General features: G+C 66.9%; 16 protein-coding genes. 4 read left to right on the top strand and 12 right to left on the bottom strand.

Translation table 11 applies throughout. The features are described from left to right. Positions 1 to 9: 9 nt before the first annotated feature. The 7 genes from ACO07I_RS02320 to eno all read right to left on the bottom strand — a co-directional run bounded on the left by ACO07I_RS02320 (position 10) and on the right by eno (position 7,662). Positions 10 to 1,314: a pyruvate dehydrogenase complex dihydrolipoamide acetyltransferase gene (locus ACO07I_RS02320; protein WP_422013909.1), complete on the bottom strand. Its 1,305-nt coding sequence runs from the start codon at positions 1,312 to 1,314 to the stop codon at positions 10 to 12. 15 nt (positions 1,315 to 1,329) lie between these two features. Continuing rightward, positions 1,330 to 2,748, bottom strand: coding sequence for a pyruvate dehydrogenase complex E1 component subunit beta (locus ACO07I_RS02315; RefSeq protein WP_422013907.1), 1,419 nt, complete (start codon positions 2,746 to 2,748; stop codon positions 1,330 to 1,332). A 4-nt stretch (positions 2,749 to 2,752) separates the two neighbouring features. Continuing rightward, the gene (gene pdhA, locus ACO07I_RS02310; RefSeq protein WP_422013905.1) at positions 2,753 to 3,796 is read right to left on the bottom strand and encodes a pyruvate dehydrogenase (acetyl-transferring) E1 component subunit alpha; all 1,044 of its coding nucleotides are present in this window, start codon (positions 3,794 to 3,796) and stop codon (positions 2,753 to 2,755) included. A gap of 202 nt (positions 3,797 to 3,998) precedes the next feature. After that, positions 3,999 to 4,298 carry an FtsB family cell division protein gene (locus ACO07I_RS02305; RefSeq protein WP_422013903.1) on the bottom strand — a complete coding sequence of 100 codons (300 nt, stop codon included), beginning with the start codon at positions 4,296 to 4,298 and terminating at the stop codon, positions 3,999 to 4,001. A gap of 150 nt (positions 4,299 to 4,448) precedes the next feature. Continuing rightward, on the bottom strand, positions 4,449 to 5,336 hold the full coding sequence (locus ACO07I_RS02300; protein ID WP_422013901.1) for a DMT family transporter: 888 nt from the start codon (positions 5,334 to 5,336) through the stop codon (positions 4,449 to 4,451). Then, complete coding sequence (locus ACO07I_RS02295) at positions 5,333 to 6,262, bottom strand: bifunctional helix-turn-helix transcriptional regulator/GNAT family N-acetyltransferase (protein WP_422013899.1); 930 nt, start codon at positions 6,260 to 6,262, stop codon at positions 5,333 to 5,335. Before ACO07I_RS02295 ends, ACO07I_RS02300 begins: the two co-directional genes overlap by 4 nt. Before the next feature lie 122 nt (positions 6,263 to 6,384). Next, positions 6,385 to 7,662, bottom strand: a complete 1,278-nt coding sequence (gene eno / locus ACO07I_RS02290) for a phosphopyruvate hydratase (RefSeq protein ID WP_422013897.1) — start codon at positions 7,660 to 7,662, stop codon at positions 6,385 to 6,387. Between the two features lie 120 nt (positions 7,663 to 7,782). Between eno and nthA the strand changes: the two genes are divergently transcribed. Both nthA and nthB read left to right on the top strand, forming a co-directional pair. Next, entirely contained in the window at positions 7,783 to 8,379 is a 597-nt protein-coding gene (gene nthA / locus ACO07I_RS02285; RefSeq protein ID WP_422013895.1) for a nitrile hydratase subunit alpha, read from the top strand. A 15-nt stretch (positions 8,380 to 8,394) separates the two neighbouring features. Further along, positions 8,395 to 9,015: a nitrile hydratase subunit beta gene (nthB, locus tag ACO07I_RS02280; RefSeq protein WP_422013893.1), complete on the top strand. Its 621-nt coding sequence runs from the start codon at positions 8,395 to 8,397 to the stop codon at positions 9,013 to 9,015. A 341-nt stretch (positions 9,016 to 9,356) separates the two neighbouring features. On the opposite strand, the gene ACO07I_RS02275 is transcribed toward nthB, so the two are convergent. From ACO07I_RS02275 to tpiA, 5 genes are all read right to left on the bottom strand, one after another. Further along, entirely contained in the window at positions 9,357 to 10,280 is a 924-nt protein-coding gene (locus ACO07I_RS02275) for a peptidoglycan-binding domain-containing protein (protein WP_422013891.1), read from the bottom strand. A gap of 1 nt (position 10,281) precedes the next feature. After that, a complete protein-coding gene (locus ACO07I_RS02270) occupies positions 10,282 to 11,043 on the bottom strand; it encodes a hypothetical protein (RefSeq protein WP_422013889.1) in 762 nt (253 codons plus the stop codon). A 61-nt stretch (positions 11,044 to 11,104) separates the two neighbouring features. After that, a complete protein-coding gene (locus ACO07I_RS02265; RefSeq protein ID WP_422013887.1) occupies positions 11,105 to 12,736 on the bottom strand; it encodes a CTP synthase in 1,632 nt (543 codons plus the stop codon). Between the two features lie 100 nt (positions 12,737 to 12,836). Then, positions 12,837 to 13,220 (bottom strand): preprotein translocase subunit SecG, encoded by a 384-nt coding sequence (gene secG, locus ACO07I_RS02260; protein ID WP_422013885.1) that lies wholly within the window; start codon positions 13,218 to 13,220, stop codon positions 12,837 to 12,839. Between the two features lie 51 nt (positions 13,221 to 13,271). After that, positions 13,272 to 14,027 (bottom strand): triose-phosphate isomerase, encoded by a 756-nt coding sequence (gene tpiA / locus ACO07I_RS02255; protein WP_422013883.1) that lies wholly within the window; start codon positions 14,025 to 14,027, stop codon positions 13,272 to 13,274. Positions 14,028 to 14,164: 137 nt separating this feature from the next. Between tpiA and ACO07I_RS02250 the strand changes: the two genes are divergently transcribed. Beyond that, complete coding sequence (locus tag ACO07I_RS02250; protein WP_422013881.1) at positions 14,165 to 16,093, top strand: peptidyl-prolyl cis-trans isomerase; 1,929 nt, start codon at positions 14,165 to 14,167, stop codon at positions 16,091 to 16,093. A gap of 11 nt (positions 16,094 to 16,104) precedes the next feature. After that, positions 16,105 to 17,637 carry an anthranilate synthase component I gene (gene trpE / locus ACO07I_RS02245; RefSeq protein WP_422013879.1) on the top strand — a complete coding sequence of 511 codons (1,533 nt, stop codon included), beginning with the start codon at positions 16,105 to 16,107 and terminating at the stop codon, positions 17,635 to 17,637. Positions 17,638 to 17,724: the final 87 nt, after the last annotated feature.

Below are 17,724 nucleotides of genomic sequence, written 5' to 3'. Positions count from 1 at the left end.
GACGTGCTCCTAGGCCAGCATCGCGGCGGGTTGCTCGATATACGCCTTGAGCGTCTGCAGGAACTGCGCCCCCATCGCGCCGTCCACCACGCGGTGATCGACGGCGAGCGTGCAGCTCATGATGTTGCGGATGACCATCTCGCCCTTGCGGACGACCACCCGTTCCTCGCCCGCGCCGACGGCCAGGATCATGGCCTGCGGCGTGTTGATGATGGCGCCGAAGTCGCGGATGCCGAACATGCCGAGGTTCGAGATGGTGAAGCCGCCGCCCTGGAACTCCTCGAGCTTCAGCTTGCCGCTCTTGGCGCGGCTGGCGAGGTCCTTCATCTCGATCGAGATCTGCGCCAGGCCCTTCATGTCGGCATTGCGCACGATCGGCGTGATGAGGCCTCGATCGGTGGCGACGGCGACGGAGATGTCGACGGCGCCGTACTGGATCATCTCGTCCTCGGTCCACGAGGCGTTGCACTCCGGATGGTCGCGCAGCGCCTTGGCGCAGGCCTTGATCACCATGTCGTTTACCGAGACCTTGGTGCCCTTCTTCTCGACCACCGCGTTGATCGCGGTGCGCGCGGTCAGCAGCGCGTCGATCTCGAAGTCGACCGTCAGGTAGAAGTGCGGAACGGTCTGCTTGGACTCGAGCATGCGCCGGGCGATCACCTTGCGGATGCTGGTGTGCGGCACGCGGCTGTCGCCGGGCGCCACGAACACCGGCTGACCGCCGGCGGGCGGCGCCGGAGCCTTGGCCGCGGCCTTCGGAGCCTGAGCGGCCGCAGGCGCGGCACCGGGCTTGGCATTCTCGACGTCGGCCTTGACGATGCGGCCGTTCGGGCCGGAGCCCTTGAGGCCGGCGAGGTCGATGCCCTTCTCCGCCGCGATGCGCCGGGCCAGCGGCGAGGCGAAGAGGCGCGTGCCGCCGGACGAAGCGGCGGGCGCGGCCGGCTTGGCCGCCGGTGCGGGCGCCGCTGCCGGAGCCGCCGGCTTCTCGGCGGGCTTGTCCGCAGGCTTCTCCTCGGCCTTGGGCGCGGGCTTCTCCGCGGCGGGCGCAGCTGACTTGGCGACTTCCTTTTCACCCTCTTCGAGCAGCACGGCGATGACGGCGTTCACGGCAACGCCTTCGGTGCCTTCCTCGACGAGGATCTGGCCGACCTTGCCCTCGTCGACGGCCTCGACTTCCATCGTGGCCTTGTCGGTCTCGATCTCGCAGACGACCTGGCCGGACTTGACCGTGTCACCGACCTTGACGTGCCACTTGGCGAGCTTGCCCTCCGTCATGGTGGGCGAGAGCGCGGGCATCAGGATGTTGATGGACATGCCGGCTCTCCCGTCTCAGCGATTGCAGACCGCGCGCGCGGCCTCGACGATGTGAGAGGATTGCGGCAGCGCCATCTTCTCGAGGTTCGCGGCATAGGGCAGCGGCACGTCGAGACCGGCGACGCGCTTCACCGGCGCATCGAGGTAATCGAAGGCGTGCTCCATCATCAGCGCCGAGAGTTCGGAACCGATGCCGGCGAACGGCCAGCCCTCCTCGCAGGAGACCAGCCGGTTGGTCTTCTTCACCGACTCGACGATGGTCTCGGTATCGAACGGGCGCAGCGAGCGCAGGTTGATCACCTCGGCGTCGATCCCGATCTTGGCCAGTTCCTCGGCCGCCTGCAGCGCCTTGCCGACCATGATCGAGAAGGCGACGATGGTGACGTCCTTGCCGGCGCGCTCGATCTTCGCCTTTCCGATCGGCAGCACGAAGTCGGGATCCTCCGGCACGTCGAACGACTGGCCGTAGAGGATCTCGTTCTCGAGGAAGATCACCGGGTTCGGGTCGCGGATCGCGGCCCGCAGAAGGCCCTTGGCGTCGGCGGCGCTCCACGGCGCCAGCACGCGCAGGCCCGGCACGTGGGCGTACCAGCTCGCGTAGCATTGCGAATGCTGGGCTGCGACACGCGAGGCCGCGCCGTTGGGGCCGCGGAACACGATCGGGCAGGTCATCTGGCCGCCGGACATGTAGTGCGTCTTGGCGGCCGAGTTGATGATCTGGTCGATGGCCTGCATCGCGAAGTTGAAGGTCATGAACTCGACGATCGGCTTCAGCCCGCCGAACGCGGCGCCGACGCCGAGACCGGCGAAGCCGTGCTCGGTGATCGGCGTGTCGATGACGCGCTTGGCGCCGAACTCGTCGAGCAGGCCCTGGCTCACCTTGTAGGCACCCTGGTACTGCGCGACTTCCTCGCCCATCAGGAAGACCGACTCGTCGGCGCGCATCTCGGCCGCCATGGCCTCGCGCAACGCCTCGCGCACGGTCATGTGCTGGGTCCCGCCCTTCCATTCAGGCTCGGGCGCCGGCGCCGCGGCTGGAGCCGCCACCGGCTGCGGGGCCATCTCGGCCTTGGGCTTGCCTTCGGTATTCGGCACGTCGGCCTTGGCCGCATTGGCGCCGTGCGGCGGCGTGGCGTCGTGACCCCCGGACGGCGGAGCGGCGGCACTGGCGGCAGCGGTGCCCGCATCTTCGCCCTCGCCCGCCAGGACGCAGATCGGCGTATTGACCGCGACGCCCTCGGTGCCTTCCTCGACCAGGATCTTGGCGACCGTGCCTTCGTCGACGGCCTCGACTTCCATCGTCGCCTTGTCGGTCTCGATCTCGCAGATCACCTGGCCGGACTTCACTTCATCGCCGACCTTGACGTGCCACTTGGCGAGCTTGCCCTCGGTCATGGTGGGAGACAGGGCCGGCATCAGAACCTGAGTGCTCATGGGATCAGGCCTCGACCAGGATGTCGGTCCACAGCTCCGACGGATCGGGCTCGGGACTTTGTTGTGAGAATTCGGCGGCGTCGTTCACGATCTTGCGGATCTCCGTATCGACCGCCTTGAGCGCGGCCTCGTCGACGATCTTGGCATCGAGCAGGCGCTTGCGGATGTGCTCGATCGGGTCGCGCTCGTTGCGGAACTTGTCGACCTCTTCCTTGGTCCGGTACTTGGCCGGATCGCTCATCGAGTGGCCGCGATAGCGATAGGTCTGCATCTCGAGGATGTAGGGCCCTTGCCCGCTGCGCGCATGCTCGATGGCCTTCTCGCCGGCCGCCCGCACCGCCAGCACGTCCATGCCGTCGACCCGCTCGCCGGGAATGCCGAACGCCTCGCCGTGGCGATAGAGCTCGGTCGTAGCCGAGGCGCGCTCGACGGAGGTGCCCATGCCGTAGCGGTTGTTCTCGATGATGTAGACCACCGGCAGCTTCCACAGCGCCGCCATGTTCATGGCCTCGTAGACCTGGCCCTGGTTGGCGCTGCCATCGCCGAAATAGGTCAGCGAGACGTTCTGGTTGCCGTTGTACTTGTGCGCGAAGGCGAGGCCGGTGCCGATCGGCACCTGGGCGCCGACGATGCCGTGGCCGCCGTAGAAGCTCTTCTCGCGGCTGAACATGTGCATCGAGCCGCCCTTGCCCTTGGAATAGCCTCCGCTGCGTCCGGTAAGTTCGGCCATCACGCCCTTGGGGTCCATGCCGCAGGCCAGCATGTGGCCATGGTCGCGGTACGAGGTGATGACGGCGTCCTTGTCGCGGACGTTGGCCTGCATCCCGACCACGACCGCTTCCTGGCCGATGTAGAGATGGCAGAAGCCGCCGATCAGGCCCATGCCGTAGAGCTGGCCCGCCCGCTCCTCGAATCGGCGGATCAGCAGCATGTCGCGGTAGTGCGCCTTGAGTTCGTCGGGACTCACGCTGTTGTCGCCCAAATTCGGAGGCGACTTCGCCTTGGCGGGAGAAGGATCGTCTTTCGGCTTCGTGGCCGGCTTCGCCATGGCAGTCCCCTCTTGAACGCGCTTCGGCTTATAGCATCGCTCAGGGCGATGTATTTGATCTAGCAGGAAAAAACAGACTCGCAGCGGGTGCGCCGCAGCAATTGAGCGATTGTTTGCCTAGGGTGGATCGCACCGGACAGTTTCTTTCAGATGACCGCGAGGCGAACGCTGAACAAGGCGTCATCGTCGCGGCATCTCACCGTCAGCGCGTCGGCATGAAGACGATGATGTCGTCCTTGCGCGCGAAGTTCAGGAGCACGCGCGCCCGCTCGTCGAGCATGTCGGGCTCCAGGCTCTGGTTGCGCAGCGCCGCGACGCGACGCTCCCAGATCTTCCGGGTCGCCTCGGCTTCGGCAAGGTTCTGTTCCGCAACCAGCACTTCGCGCTGCAGATGCGCCATGGCCAAGAGTCCACGATCACCGTTCACCAAGTGGTATCCGAAGTAGCCGAATACCGTGGCGAAGATGACGGGAGCCAGAATCTGACGCGGTCTCAACAACATATGCTGCGTTCCTGCAGGCATATGGCAACATGTGGTGGCCTTCCGTCAAGAATTTTCGATCAGCGCGGCGATATCCAAGCCATTCCGACCCCTGCATCGCTGGGGGTGCGACTCTCGTTTCGATTGTTTCGGTTATTTCGTTTGTTTCGTTTATGCGGCCCGCTGGGCGGGCTTCAGCGCCCACCACAGGCCCGCCAGGACACAGCCGAGCCCCAGCAGGGCGGCCACGGGCAAGGGCTCGCCCAGAAGCGCCGTGCCGCCCAGGGCCGCGGTCACCGGACCGAGACCGAGGAAGAGCGTCACCTGGCTCGGCGGGGCATTGCCCAGCGCATAGACCCAGAGGAAGAAGCCGACGCCGCTCGACAGGCCGATGAAGGCGATGGCGGTCGCCTCGCCGGCCGTGAACGAGGGCCAGGTGGCGAAGAAGCCCTCGGCCCCGGCGATGCCGGCGAGCGCCAGGACCGCCACGAACATGGCGAAGGCGGTCACGTGCAGCGCCGAGCTGCGCGCGACATAGGGCGCATAGAAGAGCGAGCAGACGGCGCCGCAGAGGGCCGCACCGAGCGCCGACAGCGTCCCCAGCCAGACCGATCCCTGGTCCGGCTGCGCCGTCATCGCGGCGCCGCCGAGCGCGATCGCCACGCCCGCAAAGGTGAGCAGCGAGCCGCCGACCTTCGCCAGCGTGAATCGCTCGCGGCCGAGCAGCGCCGACAGGATCATGGTCATCAGCGGAAAGGTCGAGAACAGCAGCGACGCGCGCGCGGCCGGGATGTGCAGCAGCGAGTAGTTCAGCAGAACCATCAGCGCGGCGAACTGTCCGATGCCCAGCAGGCCAATCGGCAGGAGATCGCGGCCGGCGATGCCCTGCCACGGCCGCAGCCACAGGGCCGGCACCAGGCAGATCAGCCCGACCAGATAGCGCAGGAAGCCGAGCGACCCCGGCCCCGCAGCATCGACGACGTAGCGCGTCGCCACCATGGCGGCACCGACCTGGATGCCGGTTCCGGCCGCGGCCCAGAGCGGGCCGGGCTGCTTCACAGGTCGAGATTCCAGAACTGCCCGACCAGCTTCTTGCCGAAACTCTCGTGCTTCTCTTCCTTGATCAGCCGGAAGCCGGCGGCGATGTAGATCTTGCGCGCCGAGACCAGGATGTCGTTGGTCCACAGCATCAGCTTCCGGTAGCCCTTGGCGCGGGCGTCCGCGATGCAGGCCGCGACCAGGCTCTGGCCGATGCCCAGGCCGCGCGCCGTCGGCTCGACATAGAGCATGCGGAGTTGCCCCGTGACCTTGCCCGCCCGAACCAGGAAGACCGATCCCACGATCTCGCCGTTGCGTTCGGCGATCCAGCAATTGTCCGACTTGGGATCGAACTTGCGGATGAACTTGGCGGAAATCTCCGCGAGCATGGCCTCGAAGCTGCCGTCCCAACCGTGCTCGTCGGCATAGAGCTGGGTCTGGCGGCGGATGATCCAGCCCATGTCGCCGGGCTGGTGCGGCCGCAGCGTGAACGGCGTGCGCTTCTCCGGCGGCTCGTCGAGCAGCCTCTCCACCGTCTCCAGCGCCTTGACCAGTCTGTCCTGCCGCTCGACCGGCAGTTCGGCCAGCAGTTTGGCGATGTCCTGGCGCGACTGCTCGTTCATGGCCGCCCAGAGCTGCTGGCCCTTGGCCGTGAGCGCGAGCTGCGTCTCGCGCTTGTCCTGCTGGCTGCGCGTCCGGGCGAGACAGCCCCTCCTCTCCAGCCCCTTCAGCAGGCGGCTGACATAGCCCGGATCGAGAGCGAGATCGCGGCACAGCTCCTGCGCCGTCGGGCGGTCGCGATTGGCGATTTCGTAGACCAGCCGCCCCTCGGGGAGCGTGAACGGACTGTGCAGCAGCGTTTCCTCGAGCACGCCGATGCGGCGGGTATAGAAACGCGAGAAACGGCGGACCGCCTCGATGCGGGATGCGAGCGACGATGCTGCCATGGCAACCTCCAGAATAGTTGCCATCGTCAATCAATTGATTGCCTTCGTCAACTAACGGCCACCCTGGCCGACATGAAAAAGGGCCGCCGCAGCGACCCTTGATCGTCTCGATTGGTTACGGCTCAGCCGCGCAGGATCGACGTCCCGGCGTAGCGGGCCTGGGTGCCGAGCTGCTCCTCGATGCGCAGGAGCTGGTTGTACTTGGCCAGGCGGTCCGAGCGCGACAGCGAGCCGGTCTTGATCTGGCCGCAGTTGGTGGCGACGGCGAGGTCGGCGATGGTCGCGTCCTCGGTCTCGCCCGAGCGGTGGGACATGACGGCGCCGTAGCTGGCGTTGCGCGCCATGGACACGGCTTCCATCGTCTCGGTGAGCGTGCCGATCTGGTTGACCTTGACCAGGATCGCGTTGGCGAGCCCGTCCTTGATGCCCTGCTCGAGCCGCTTCGGGTTGGTGACGAACAGGTCGTCGCCCACCAGCTGGATCTTCTTGCCGAGCTTGTCGGTGATGGCCTTCCATCCCGCCATGTCGTCCTCGGCCATGCCGTCCTCGATCGACACGATCGGGTAGCGCTTCACGAGATCGGCGTAGTAGTCGACCATGCCGGCGGCATCGAACGACTTGCCCTCGCCCTCCATCTCGTACTTGCCCTTCTTGAAGAACTCGGTCGAGGCCGGATCGAGCGCCAGCATCACGTCCTCGCCGGGCTTGTAGCCGGCCTTCTCGATCGCCTTCATGACGAAGGACAGCGCCTCGTCGGCGGTGGCGAGGTTCGGCGCGAAGCCACCCTCGTCGCCTACGTTGGTGTTGTGCCCGGCGTCGTGGAGCTGGCCGCGCAGTGCGTGGAAGACCTCCGAGCCCATGCGCAGCGCATCGGCGAAGCGGTCGGCCTTCACCGGCATGATCATGAATTCCTGGATGTCGATCGGATTGTCGGCATGGGCGCCGCCGTTGATGATGTTCATCATCGGCACCGGCAGCACCGAAGCCTGGCTGCCGCCGACATAGCGGTAGAGCGGCAGGCCGCTGTCCATCGCCGCGGCCTTGGCGACAGCGAGCGAGGCGCCGAGGATCGCGTTGGCGCCGAGGCGGCCCTTGTTCGGGGTGCCGTCGAGCTCGATCAGGGCGCGGTCGATCTTGATCTGCTCCAGCGCATCGAGGCCGGACAGCAGGTCCATGATCTCGCCGTTGACCGCGGCGACCGCCTTCAGGACGCCCTTGCCGCCGTAGCGCTTCTTGTCGCCGTCGCGCAGCTCGACCGCCTCGTGCGCGCCGGTCGAGGCGCCGGACGGGACGGCCGCACGGCCCGTCGCGCCGCTGTCGAGTTCGACTTCGACCTCGACGGTGGGATTGCCACGGCTGTCGAGGATTTCGCGGCCGCGTACTTCGGCGATGGCGCTCATGAGAAAAACTCCTGTTGGGCGCGGCCTGTCTAGCCCGCGTGGGCGGCGGGGAGCAAGTGACGCGATGGCGCGCGCTTCCTATACTTCCCGGCGAAAATCGCCGCCGCCTGGGAGAAAACAATGCCCGACCAGACCCATCACCATCAGGCCACCGCGTCCGTCGAAGCCCGGACCGATGCCATCGAGGCCGCGTTCGAAGAGCGCGGCATGGAGCCCGCCAACTTCATCCGCGAGTTCAAGCATCTCGCCGAGGAGGAATGGGTGCCGGAGAACGGCGCACGGGTGGTCGCCAAGGCCTGGACCGATCCCGCCTTCCGCGAGCGCCTGTTCGCCAACGGCCGAGAGGCCGTGACCGAGCTCGGTCTCTCGATGCCGCCGCATCACCGGCACCTGGTCGTGCTGGAGAACACACCGAGCGTCCATAACGTGATCTGCTGCACGCTCTGCTCGTGCACCGCCTTCTCGATCATCGGCCTGCCGCCGGACTGGTACAAGGACCTGGAGTATCGCGCCCGCATCGTGCGCCAGTCGCGCACCGTGCTGAAGGAGATGGGCCTCGACCTGCCGGCCGAGATGGAAGTCCGGGTGTGGGATACGACCGCCGACACGCGCTACATGGTGCTCCCGGTGCGCCCGGAGGGCACCGAGGGCTGGTCCGAGGAGAAGCTTGCCGGGCTGGTCACCAAGGACTCGATGATCGGCGTCTCGCGCCTCTAGGACCGGAGAAATACCATGGACGGCATGCACGATCTCGGCGGCAAGCAGGGCTTCGGCCGGGTCCGCTATTCGCTCCGCGCCCAGACCTTCCACGAGCCGTGGGAGAAGCGGGTCAACGCGCTCTATTCACTGGCGGTGAAGCTCGGCATCTTCAACATGGACGAGTACCGCCACGCCATCGAGCGCATGGAGCCGCGCCACTATCTGTCGGCCAGCTACTACGAGCGCTCGCTGACGAGCCTCGCCACGCTCTGCGTCGAGAAGGGCATCCTCACCCAGGAGGAACTGGAGCGCCGCGCCCAGGGTGCCTTCCCCCTTTCCTCGCCGAGCGCGCCCGGCCGCAGCAACGTCGCCACGCGCGAGACGCTGAAAGTCGGCGACAAGGTCACGGTGAAGACCGACTACGTGCCGGGCCATGTCCGCATGCCGGGCTATATCCGCGGCAAGAGCGGCGTGGTGGTCGGCGTGTCCCCGCCCTACCCGTTCCCCGACGCCCACGGTCACGGGATCGAGGCCGAAGACGAACCGACCTACGACGTCCGCTTCGACGCACGCGACCTGTGGTCCGACTCAGCCGACCCGGCCTTCGTGCATGTCGGCGTGTTCGAGAGCTATCTGGAGCGCGCGCGCCAATGAGATCAATGTCGTCCTGAGAGGCTGGCCGGAAATGAATGCAGCTAAAACAACAGGCTATGAATAGCCCCGATAGCCTCACCCTGAGGAGCATCGCCCCTCGAGTTACCTCAGGGTAAACTCAGCGATTCGTCTCGAAGAGGGGGACGCGCACCTTGCCTGTTGCCCATCCTTCGAGACGCCGCGCAAGGCGCGGCTCCTCAGGATGAGGTAAGTGCTTGAATCGATTCAATTCATTTCCGGCTCTGAGCACCGCGAAGGACCTTGCGGAGCGATCACAGAACTCCTGAGCGAACGCCAGATTCTGCGCTTCGCTCAGGATGACAAGAGAGCCGTCGTGTGGATCAGCGCCAGGCGCTCTTCAGCGCCTGGTCGGTCTTCCACTTCTCGACCGCGGCGACGTCGTCGCAGGTGAAGGCCTGCGGGTTCTTGCGCGGGCTTGATTCGATCCAGGCGAAGACCAGGCACTGACCGAAGCTCGTGTCGCCCTGCTTGGTTTCGAACTTCACTTCGGTCGTGGTCGCGGCGCCGGCCTTGGCGTCGCCGTAGTCGTCGATCACCGGCGCGATCTCGCCGACCGTGCGGCCGGCCGCCTTGTTGTCGGCGTACCACTTGGCGAAGGCCGCGAACTGGTCTCCCGCAACGCCCTTGCCGTCGGCCGCGACATAGGCCTTGAGGTCGCGCACGAGGGCCTGCGCGGCCGCATTCGCCTTGGGCTCCGCGGCCTTGCGGCGCTCGGCGAGCTTCGCCTGCAGGGCCTTCAGCGTGTCGGCGTTGCTGGGCTGGGGCGGCTGCAGAGGGACCGGCGCGGCGGTCTGCGGTGGCGGCGATTCGAGTCGCCGGATCGGCGCGCGGGCGGCCTCGGCATTGAGCTGCGCCGCTTCCTGCGGTGTCAGCTTGCCCACCGCCGGCGTGTTGCGGCCCTTCTGCCAGTCGGCGATCGCCTTCACAGTGGCTTCGGACTGCAGATTGCCGTCGATCGGCCCATTGTATTTGTCGAGCGTGCGCAGCGATTCCTGGATCTTCCGGCGGTCCGGATCCGGGCTGTTGAGGACGGTCGCATAGTCGGGTGCCGGCGCCGGGCGTGCCGCGACCGGCGCGGGCGGTGGAGCCGGCGCCGGGGCTCCCCGTCCCGCCGCACCGCCGGCCCCGCCGTTCGCGCAGGCGCCGGGGTTCTGGAAGCAACGCTCGACTTCGCTCGCGCTCTGAGCCCATCCGAGCGCGGGCATCAGGAGCGCCAACGAGACCACGCCGGCCGCGAGCCGCATGTCAGAGGCTGCCATAGGTGTTGGCGGCGAGCTGAGCCGGCAGGCCGATCACCATCGTCACCGGCTGGCCGCGGCCGGTCTGGCCGCGGGCGATGATGTGGTCGTTGGGCGCGCCGGTCCTGTTTTCGTAGGTCCCCCGGCCGGCGAACTTGCCGCCGAAGCAGGAGAGCGAGAACTGACCGCTGCCGGGATTCTCGTTGGTCATCGTGCCGGTACACACCTGCTCGCCGCGCGGATTTTCGACGGTGAAGGTGACGGAACGGTCCCGGCCGATCAGCGCGCCGTAGCGCACCAGACCGTTCAGCCGCGCGACGTTGCCGCGATCGTCGCGATAGAAGATCGAGGTCGGGCCATAGGCATCGTCCGGCATCGACGACTTGGGAACCACGTATTGCTCGTCGCTGATCACGACCTGGCAGCGGCAGTCGACGCCGTAATTCTCGCCCAGGGGACCAAGCTCGGCCAGCCGCCGGTTGCAGTTCGACACCGCGATGTCCTGGACCTCGCGCTCGCTCTGCTGGCCGCGCGTATAGGCATCCGCATAGAGGAAGGCGCATTGCTTCGGCATCGGGATCGCCACGACCTTGTGGCTGGCCGAGTTCGTCTCGCTGTTCACCCAGTAGCGGTTCGCCATCTCGGCGAAGCGCAGGAAGATGGGGTCGCGCCGTTCGGCCTTGCCGTAGGACTGTGCCCAGGCGGTCGAGCCCAGGACCGGACCGAGCGAGACGATGGCGAGCAGGACAGAGGCGGCAATTCGGTACATGGCAGCGAATTCACCTGAAAAAGGTGACGGAAATGCGACCCGCCCGCGGCCCCGCCCTTCCTTAGACGAGGCGACTCTGTGTCTTCGCCGCCCCGATGAACGAGGTGAACAGCGGATGCGGCGCGAACGGACGCGACTTCAGCTCGGGATGGAACTGCACGCCGATGAACCAGGGATGGTCCGGAATCTCGACGATTTCCGGCAGGATGCCGTCCGGCGACATGCCCGAAAAGCGCAGCCCCACCTGCTCCAGCCGGTCCTTGTAGTGGACGTTGACCTCGTAGCGATGGCGATGGCGCTCGCTGATCACGTCCTGCCCGTAGATCTCGTGGACCTTGGTGCCGGGTCGCAGATGCGCCGGGTAAGCGCCGAGCCGCATCGTGCCGCCCAGGTCGCCGTCCGCCGCCCGCTTCTCGAGCTGGTTGCCCTTCATCCACTCCGTCATCAGGCCCACGACGGCATGATCGGTCGGGCCGAACTCGCTCGACGAGGCCGTCTCGATGCCCAGAAGGTTCCGCGCCGCCTCGATCACCGCCATCTGCATGCCGAAGCAGATGCCGAAGAACGGGACCTTGCGCTCGCGGGCGAACTTGACCGCATGGATCTTGCCCTCGGTGCCGCGTTCGCCGAAGCCGCCCGGGACCAGGATACCGTGGACATGCTCGAGGCGGGTGACGGCATCGTCGCGCTCGAAGATCTCCGAGTCCATCCACTCCAGCGCGACCTTCACGTTGCTGCCGAAGCCGCCATGCGTCAGCGCTTCCGACAGCGACTTGTAGGCGTCGAGCAGCACCGTGTACTTGCCGACCACCGCGATCGTCACCTTGCCCTCGGGCTCGCGCACCGAACGCACGATGCCGCGCCAGCGATCGAGGTTGGGCTCCTCCTCCGCCGGCAGGCCGAAATAGCGGCAGACCTCGCGGTCGAACCCACGCTCGTGATAGGCGATCGGCACCTGGTAGATCGTGTCGACGTCACGCGCCTCGATCACCCGCTCGGGCTTCACGTTGCAGAACAGGGCGATCTTGCGCTGCTCGTTCTGCGGGATCTCCTTGTCGCCGCTGCGGCAGACCAACAGGTCGGGCTGGATGCCGACGCTCAGCAATTCCTTGACCGAGTGCTGGGTCGGCTTGGTCTTGAGTTCGCCCGCCGTCGGAACCCACGGCAACAGGGTGAGATGCACGTACATCGTGCGCTCGCGGCCGAGCTCGTTGCCGACCTGGCGGATCGCCTCGAGGAACGGCAGGCTCTCGATGTCGCCCACCGTGCCGCCCACCTCGACGAGGACGAAGTCCTCCTTGTCGGTGTCGGCCAGGACGAAGTCCTTGATGGCGTCGGTGACGTGCGGAATCACCTGGACGGTTGCGCCGAGATACTCGCCCCGCCGCTCCTTGGCGATCACGGTCGAGTAGATGCGCCCCGTGGTGATGTTATCGCTCTGCCGGGCATCGACACCGGTGAAGCGCTCGTAGTGGCCGAGGTCGAGGTCGGTCTCGGCCCCGTCGTCGGTCACGAAGACCTCGCCGTGCTGATAGGGGCTCATCGTCCCCGGATCGACGTTGAGGTAGGGATCGAGCTTGCGCAGGCGGACCTTGTAGCCGCGGGCCTGCAGCAGGGCACCGAGTGCCGCCGAAGAAAGCCCCTTGCCCAGCGAGGAAACCACGCCGCCCGTTATGAAAATAAAGCGCGTCATGGGCTTACAGCATACAAGCGCTTGTGGAGCGCAGCCATGGGGATTTCGCCCCGCCGGAGACAATTCGGCGGGGGGAGGAAGCTGGTTTCATGTTGGTCCCTTAGCGGGTGGGAGCGGCGGGTTGCGCCGGAGTGCCCGGCGCCGCAGGCGTCATGCCTCCCGGCGCCGCAGGAGCCGCGGGCGCGCCCGATCCCACGGGCACGCGATCCATGATGGACCGCGAGGCGCGCATCGGGTCTGTCATGCTCCAGGCCATAACCAGGCTCAGCACGAAGAAGATGGTCGCGAAGATCGCGGTCATCCGCGACAGGATGTTGGCCTGGCCGCGGACGGAGAAGAGCGCGTCCGACCGGCCGCCCATGCCGAGACCACCGCCCTCGCTGCGTTGCAGGAGGATCACGACGATCATCGCGCTGGTCACACCGACATGGATGACGAGCAGCACGAGGCGCCATTCGTGGAGGAAGTGTCTTACGGCGTCCATTTTTGTCCAGCGCTAGAAGGGCATCTTCGCAAGCGGGCGCTTCTAGCCCCTTTAGGCCGCCTTGGCGATAGCCAAAAATTCCGCGGCGTTGAGGCTCGCCCCGCCCACGAGGGCGCCGTCCACGTCGCCCGCGGCCAGGAGCTCGGCGGCATTGCTGCCCTTCACCGACCCGCCATAGAGCAGCCGGACCCCGGCCGCTTCGCTCGTCAGGCCGCCCAGCACCTTGCGAATATGCGCGTGGGCTGCGGCGACCTCGGCCACGGTCGGGGTCTTGCCGGTGCCGATCGCCCAGACCGGTTCATAGGCCACGACCAGGTTGGCGGCCGTCGCGCCCGGCGGAACGCTGCCCTTGAGCTGGGTCTCCAGGACCGACAGCGTGTCCCCCGCCTCGCGCTCGGACAGCGTCTCGCCGATGCAGACGATCGGCAGCAGCCCGGCGCGCCAGGCCGCCTCGGCCTTGGCCCGCACGATCGCATCGGTCTCGCCGCAATCGGCGCGCCGCTCGGAGTGGCCGACGATGACGTGGGACGCGCCGGCATCCTTCAGCATCTCAGCAGACACGTCGCCGGTATGGGCACCGTTCGCCTTGGCATGGCAGTTCTGGCCGCCGACCAGCAGGCCGCTTCCGCCGGCTACGTGAACAATCGCGGCGACCAGGGTCGCCGGGGGGCACACGAGCAGCTCGCGATCGCTCCAGCCGGCCTGCTGCACGCCAGCGGCAACATCCTTGGCCAGGGCAAGGGCGTCGGCCTTCAGGCCGTTCATCTTCCAGTTGCCCGCGATCAGCGGACGCCTCGTGCGCGCCATCGAATGCCCCTTCCCGTTCGGCCCAATCCGTTGGGGCGTATCTAAAGGTGGTGGCGTTGGCGGTCAAAGGCCGCTTGGTTGCCTGTCCATGGGGCGGGTGGTAGGCATGGCGCCCCGCCAAGAACCCCATCCGGCCCGTGAATCAGTTCCGCAAGTACGCTCGCTTCATCGTTCTTTCCATCCTCTTCGGCATGCTGATCATCAGCTTCGGCCTGTGGGGCGTCGGCGACATGCTGAAGGCCGTCGGCCGCAGCACCGAAGTGGCCCATGTTGGCGGCACCAAGCTGCCCCTCTACGGCTGGGTCGGCGGCGCGCCGGTCTATGCGACCGAGGTACGCGAGCAGTTCAACCGCCAGCTCGAGGCGATCCAGCGCCAGACCGGTCAGCGCCCCGAACAGGAGCAGGCGCTGCGCTACGGGCTGCACGTGCGGGCCCTCGAGGAGACGATCCAGCGCGCCGTCCTCGACTACGCCGTCCGCGAGTTCGGTCTGACCGTGAGCGACGAGGAAGTCCGCGCCGCCATCGCCCGCAACCCGGCGTTCCAAGGGACGGGCGGATCCTTCGATCCCCTGCTCTATCGCAACCGCCTGCAGCAGGCCCGCATCAGCGAGGCCCAGTTCGTCATCGACATGCGTCGGGAGATCGCCGCCAGCCAGCTGTTCGGTGTCGTCCGCGCCGACGGCCTGGCGCCGGTGTCGCTGCGCAACGACGTCTTCAAGCTCGAGAGCGAGAAGCGCACCGCCGAGACGATTTACGTGCCCGACTCGATCGTCGTGGACGTGCCCAAGCCGACACCGGAACAGCTGAACACCTACTTCGAGGCCAACAAGGCCAAGTTCCAGGTCCCGGAGTTTCGCGCCTTCTCCTACGTCATGATCACGGTCGACGACGTGGAGAGCCAAGTCGCGGTCACCTCGGACGCTTTGCGCCAGGAATACGAAGCGCGCTCCGCCGAGTTCGGCACGCCCGAGAAGCGCGACGTCGACCAGGCGATGACCGACACCGAGGACAAGGCCAAGGCGATCATCGCGGCCGTGCAAGGCGGCAAGTCGCTGGAGGATGCGGCCAAGGAAGTGACCGGCAACGCCGACGGCGTCATCAAGCTGGGTCCGGTGACGAAGAAGGACCTGCCGCCCGGCCCGCTGGCCGACGGCATCTTCGGCCTGCCCGAAGGCATCGCGCCGGCGCCGATCCAGTCGCCGCTGGGCTGGCACATCGTACGCGTCAACAAGATCGAGGCCGGCAAGTCGGTGCCCTTCGAGGAGGTCAAGGAGAAGCTCGAAAAGGACCTGAAGGCGCAGCAGGCGCCGGACCTCCTGATCAAGCTGGTGACTGACTTCGAACGCGTTCTGGGCAAGACCCAGTCGATGAAGGCCGCGGCCGAGGATCTCGGCCTGAAGGTCCGGACCTACGAGAACGTCGATGCGCGCGGCCAGGATGCCGCCGGCAAGCAGGTCGTGATCGGCCCGGCGGCCTCCGAACTGATGCAGGCGGCCTTCTCCACCCGCGAGGGTGCGGAGAGCGAGCTGCTGGAGACGCAGCGCGGCGAATATTTCATCGTGCGCACCGACCGCATCACGCCGGCGCGCACCCCGGCCCTGTCCGAGGTCGAAGCCAAGGTGGTCGAGGCCTGGCAGGGCGAGGAACGCCGCAAGCTGGCCGACGAGAAGGTCAAGGCAGCGGTCGAGAAGGCCAATGCCGGCACCGACTTCACCACGCTCGCCCAGGAACTCGGGCTGGAGGCGCGCATAGCCAAGCCGGTGACCCGCTTCGAGGCCGATGCCGGCAACTATCTCAGCCAGCCGGTGGTGGTCGAACTGTTCAAGCTGGCGCCCGACAAGACGCAGTCCGTGCGGACCGGCTCGGGCAGCGTGCTGGTCCGGCTCAAGTCCGTCGAGCCGCCGGACCTCACCAAGGACAAGGATCAGCTGGACCGCTTCGGCAAGCAGCTCGACACGATGGTCGCCAACGACCTGATCCTGCAGCTCATCGCGGCGCTCCGCGCCAAGTACGGCGTGACCGTCGACGAGGCCGCCTTCCAGGCGACCTTTGCGACCCAGCAATAGAAGACTTAACCATGTCGATCTCGCCCGACTTCGACGCCTTCGCGGCGCGCTATGATTCCGGCACGCCGCAGGTTGTCTCGACCAAACTGGTTGCCGACCTCGAGACGCCCGTCTCGGCCTATATCAAGCTGGCCGACGGCCGCGCCAACTCCTTCCTGCTGGAGTCGGTCGAAGGCGGCTCGGTGCGCGGCCGCTATTCGATCATCGGCTTCAAGCCCGACGTCGTATGGCGCTGCCGCAAGGGCCAGGCCGAGATCAACCGCCGCGCCCAGGCCGATTCGCAGGCCTTCGAGAAGCTCGACGGCCGGCCGCTGGAGACGCTGCGCGCCCTGATCAAGGAATGCCAGATGGAGCTGCCGGCGGGCCTGCCGCCGATGGCGTCGGGCCTGTTCGGCTTCCTGGGCTACGACATGGTCCGCGACATGGAGCGGCTGCCCGACACCAATCCCGATCCGATCGGCCTGCCCGACGCGATTATGGTGCGGCCGACCCTGATCTGCATCATCGACCGGCTGGAAGACAACGTGACCCTGGTCACACCGGTGTGGCCGCAGACGGGTATCAGCGCCCGCGCCGCCTACGAGGCCGCGCAGGAGCGGCTGGCCGACGCCGTCTCCGACTTCGAGCGCACCCTTCCGTTCCGCCGCGACAGCGCCGACGACCTCGACGCCCTGCCCAAGCCGCAGGCCAACATGTCGAAGGACGATTTCAAGAAGATGGTCGAGACCTGCAAGGAGTACATCCGCGCAGGCGACGCCTTCCAGATCGTGCCGTCGCAGCGCTTCTCTCTGCCGTTCAAGCTGCCGCCGCTGTCGCTCTACCGGGCGCTGCGCCGCATCAATCCCTCGCCGTTCCTGATCTTCTTCGATTACGGCGACTTCCAGATCGTGGGCTCTTCCCCCGAGATCCTTGTCCGGTTGCGCGACGATACCGTCACCATCCGGCCGCTCGCGGGCACGATCCGGCGCGGCGCCACACCCGAAGAAGACAAGCAGCTCGCCGAAAAGCTTCTGGCCGATCCCAAGGAGCACGCCGAGCATCTGATGCTGGTCGACCTGGCGCGCAACGATGTGGGCCGCGTCTCCAAGATCGGCACGGTGCGGGTGGTCGAGCAGTTCACGATCGAGAAGTACAGCCGCCTCCAGCACATCAGCAGCCACGTCGAGGGTACGATCGAGGACGGCCTCGACGCCATCGACGTGCTGAAGGCGGGCTTCCCGGCCGGCACACTCTCGGGCGCCCCCAAGGTGCGCGCGATGCAGATCATCGACGAGGTCGAGCCGGTCCGCCGCGGCATCTATGCCGGCTGTGCCGGCTACTTCGCAGCCAATGGCTCGATGGACACCTGCATCCTGCTGCGCACGGCGCTGGTGAAGGACGACACGATGTACGTCCAGGCCGGCGTCGGCGTCGTGGCCGACTCCGACCTCGAAGCCGAGTACCAAGAGAGCGTCCTCAAGGCGCGCGCCCTGGTAGATGCCGCCGAAGAAGCCGTCCGCTTCGCCAGCGCCGGTCAGTGGAGCGCCGGCAACAAGCGGCGTTGAATTAGGGCGATCAGGACTCTTGTCATCCTGAGCGAAGCGAAGGATCTCGCGCCCGCTCAGGAGTCCTCTGATCGTTCGGCCAGGTCC

The organism is Reyranella sp., from assembly GCF_965227665.1.
Taxonomy (GTDB): Bacteria; Pseudomonadota; Alphaproteobacteria; order Reyranellales; family Reyranellaceae; genus Reyranella.
The sequence above is the reverse complement of the archived record's forward strand: the minus strand, read 5'-3'. Positions and strand labels throughout refer to the sequence as shown.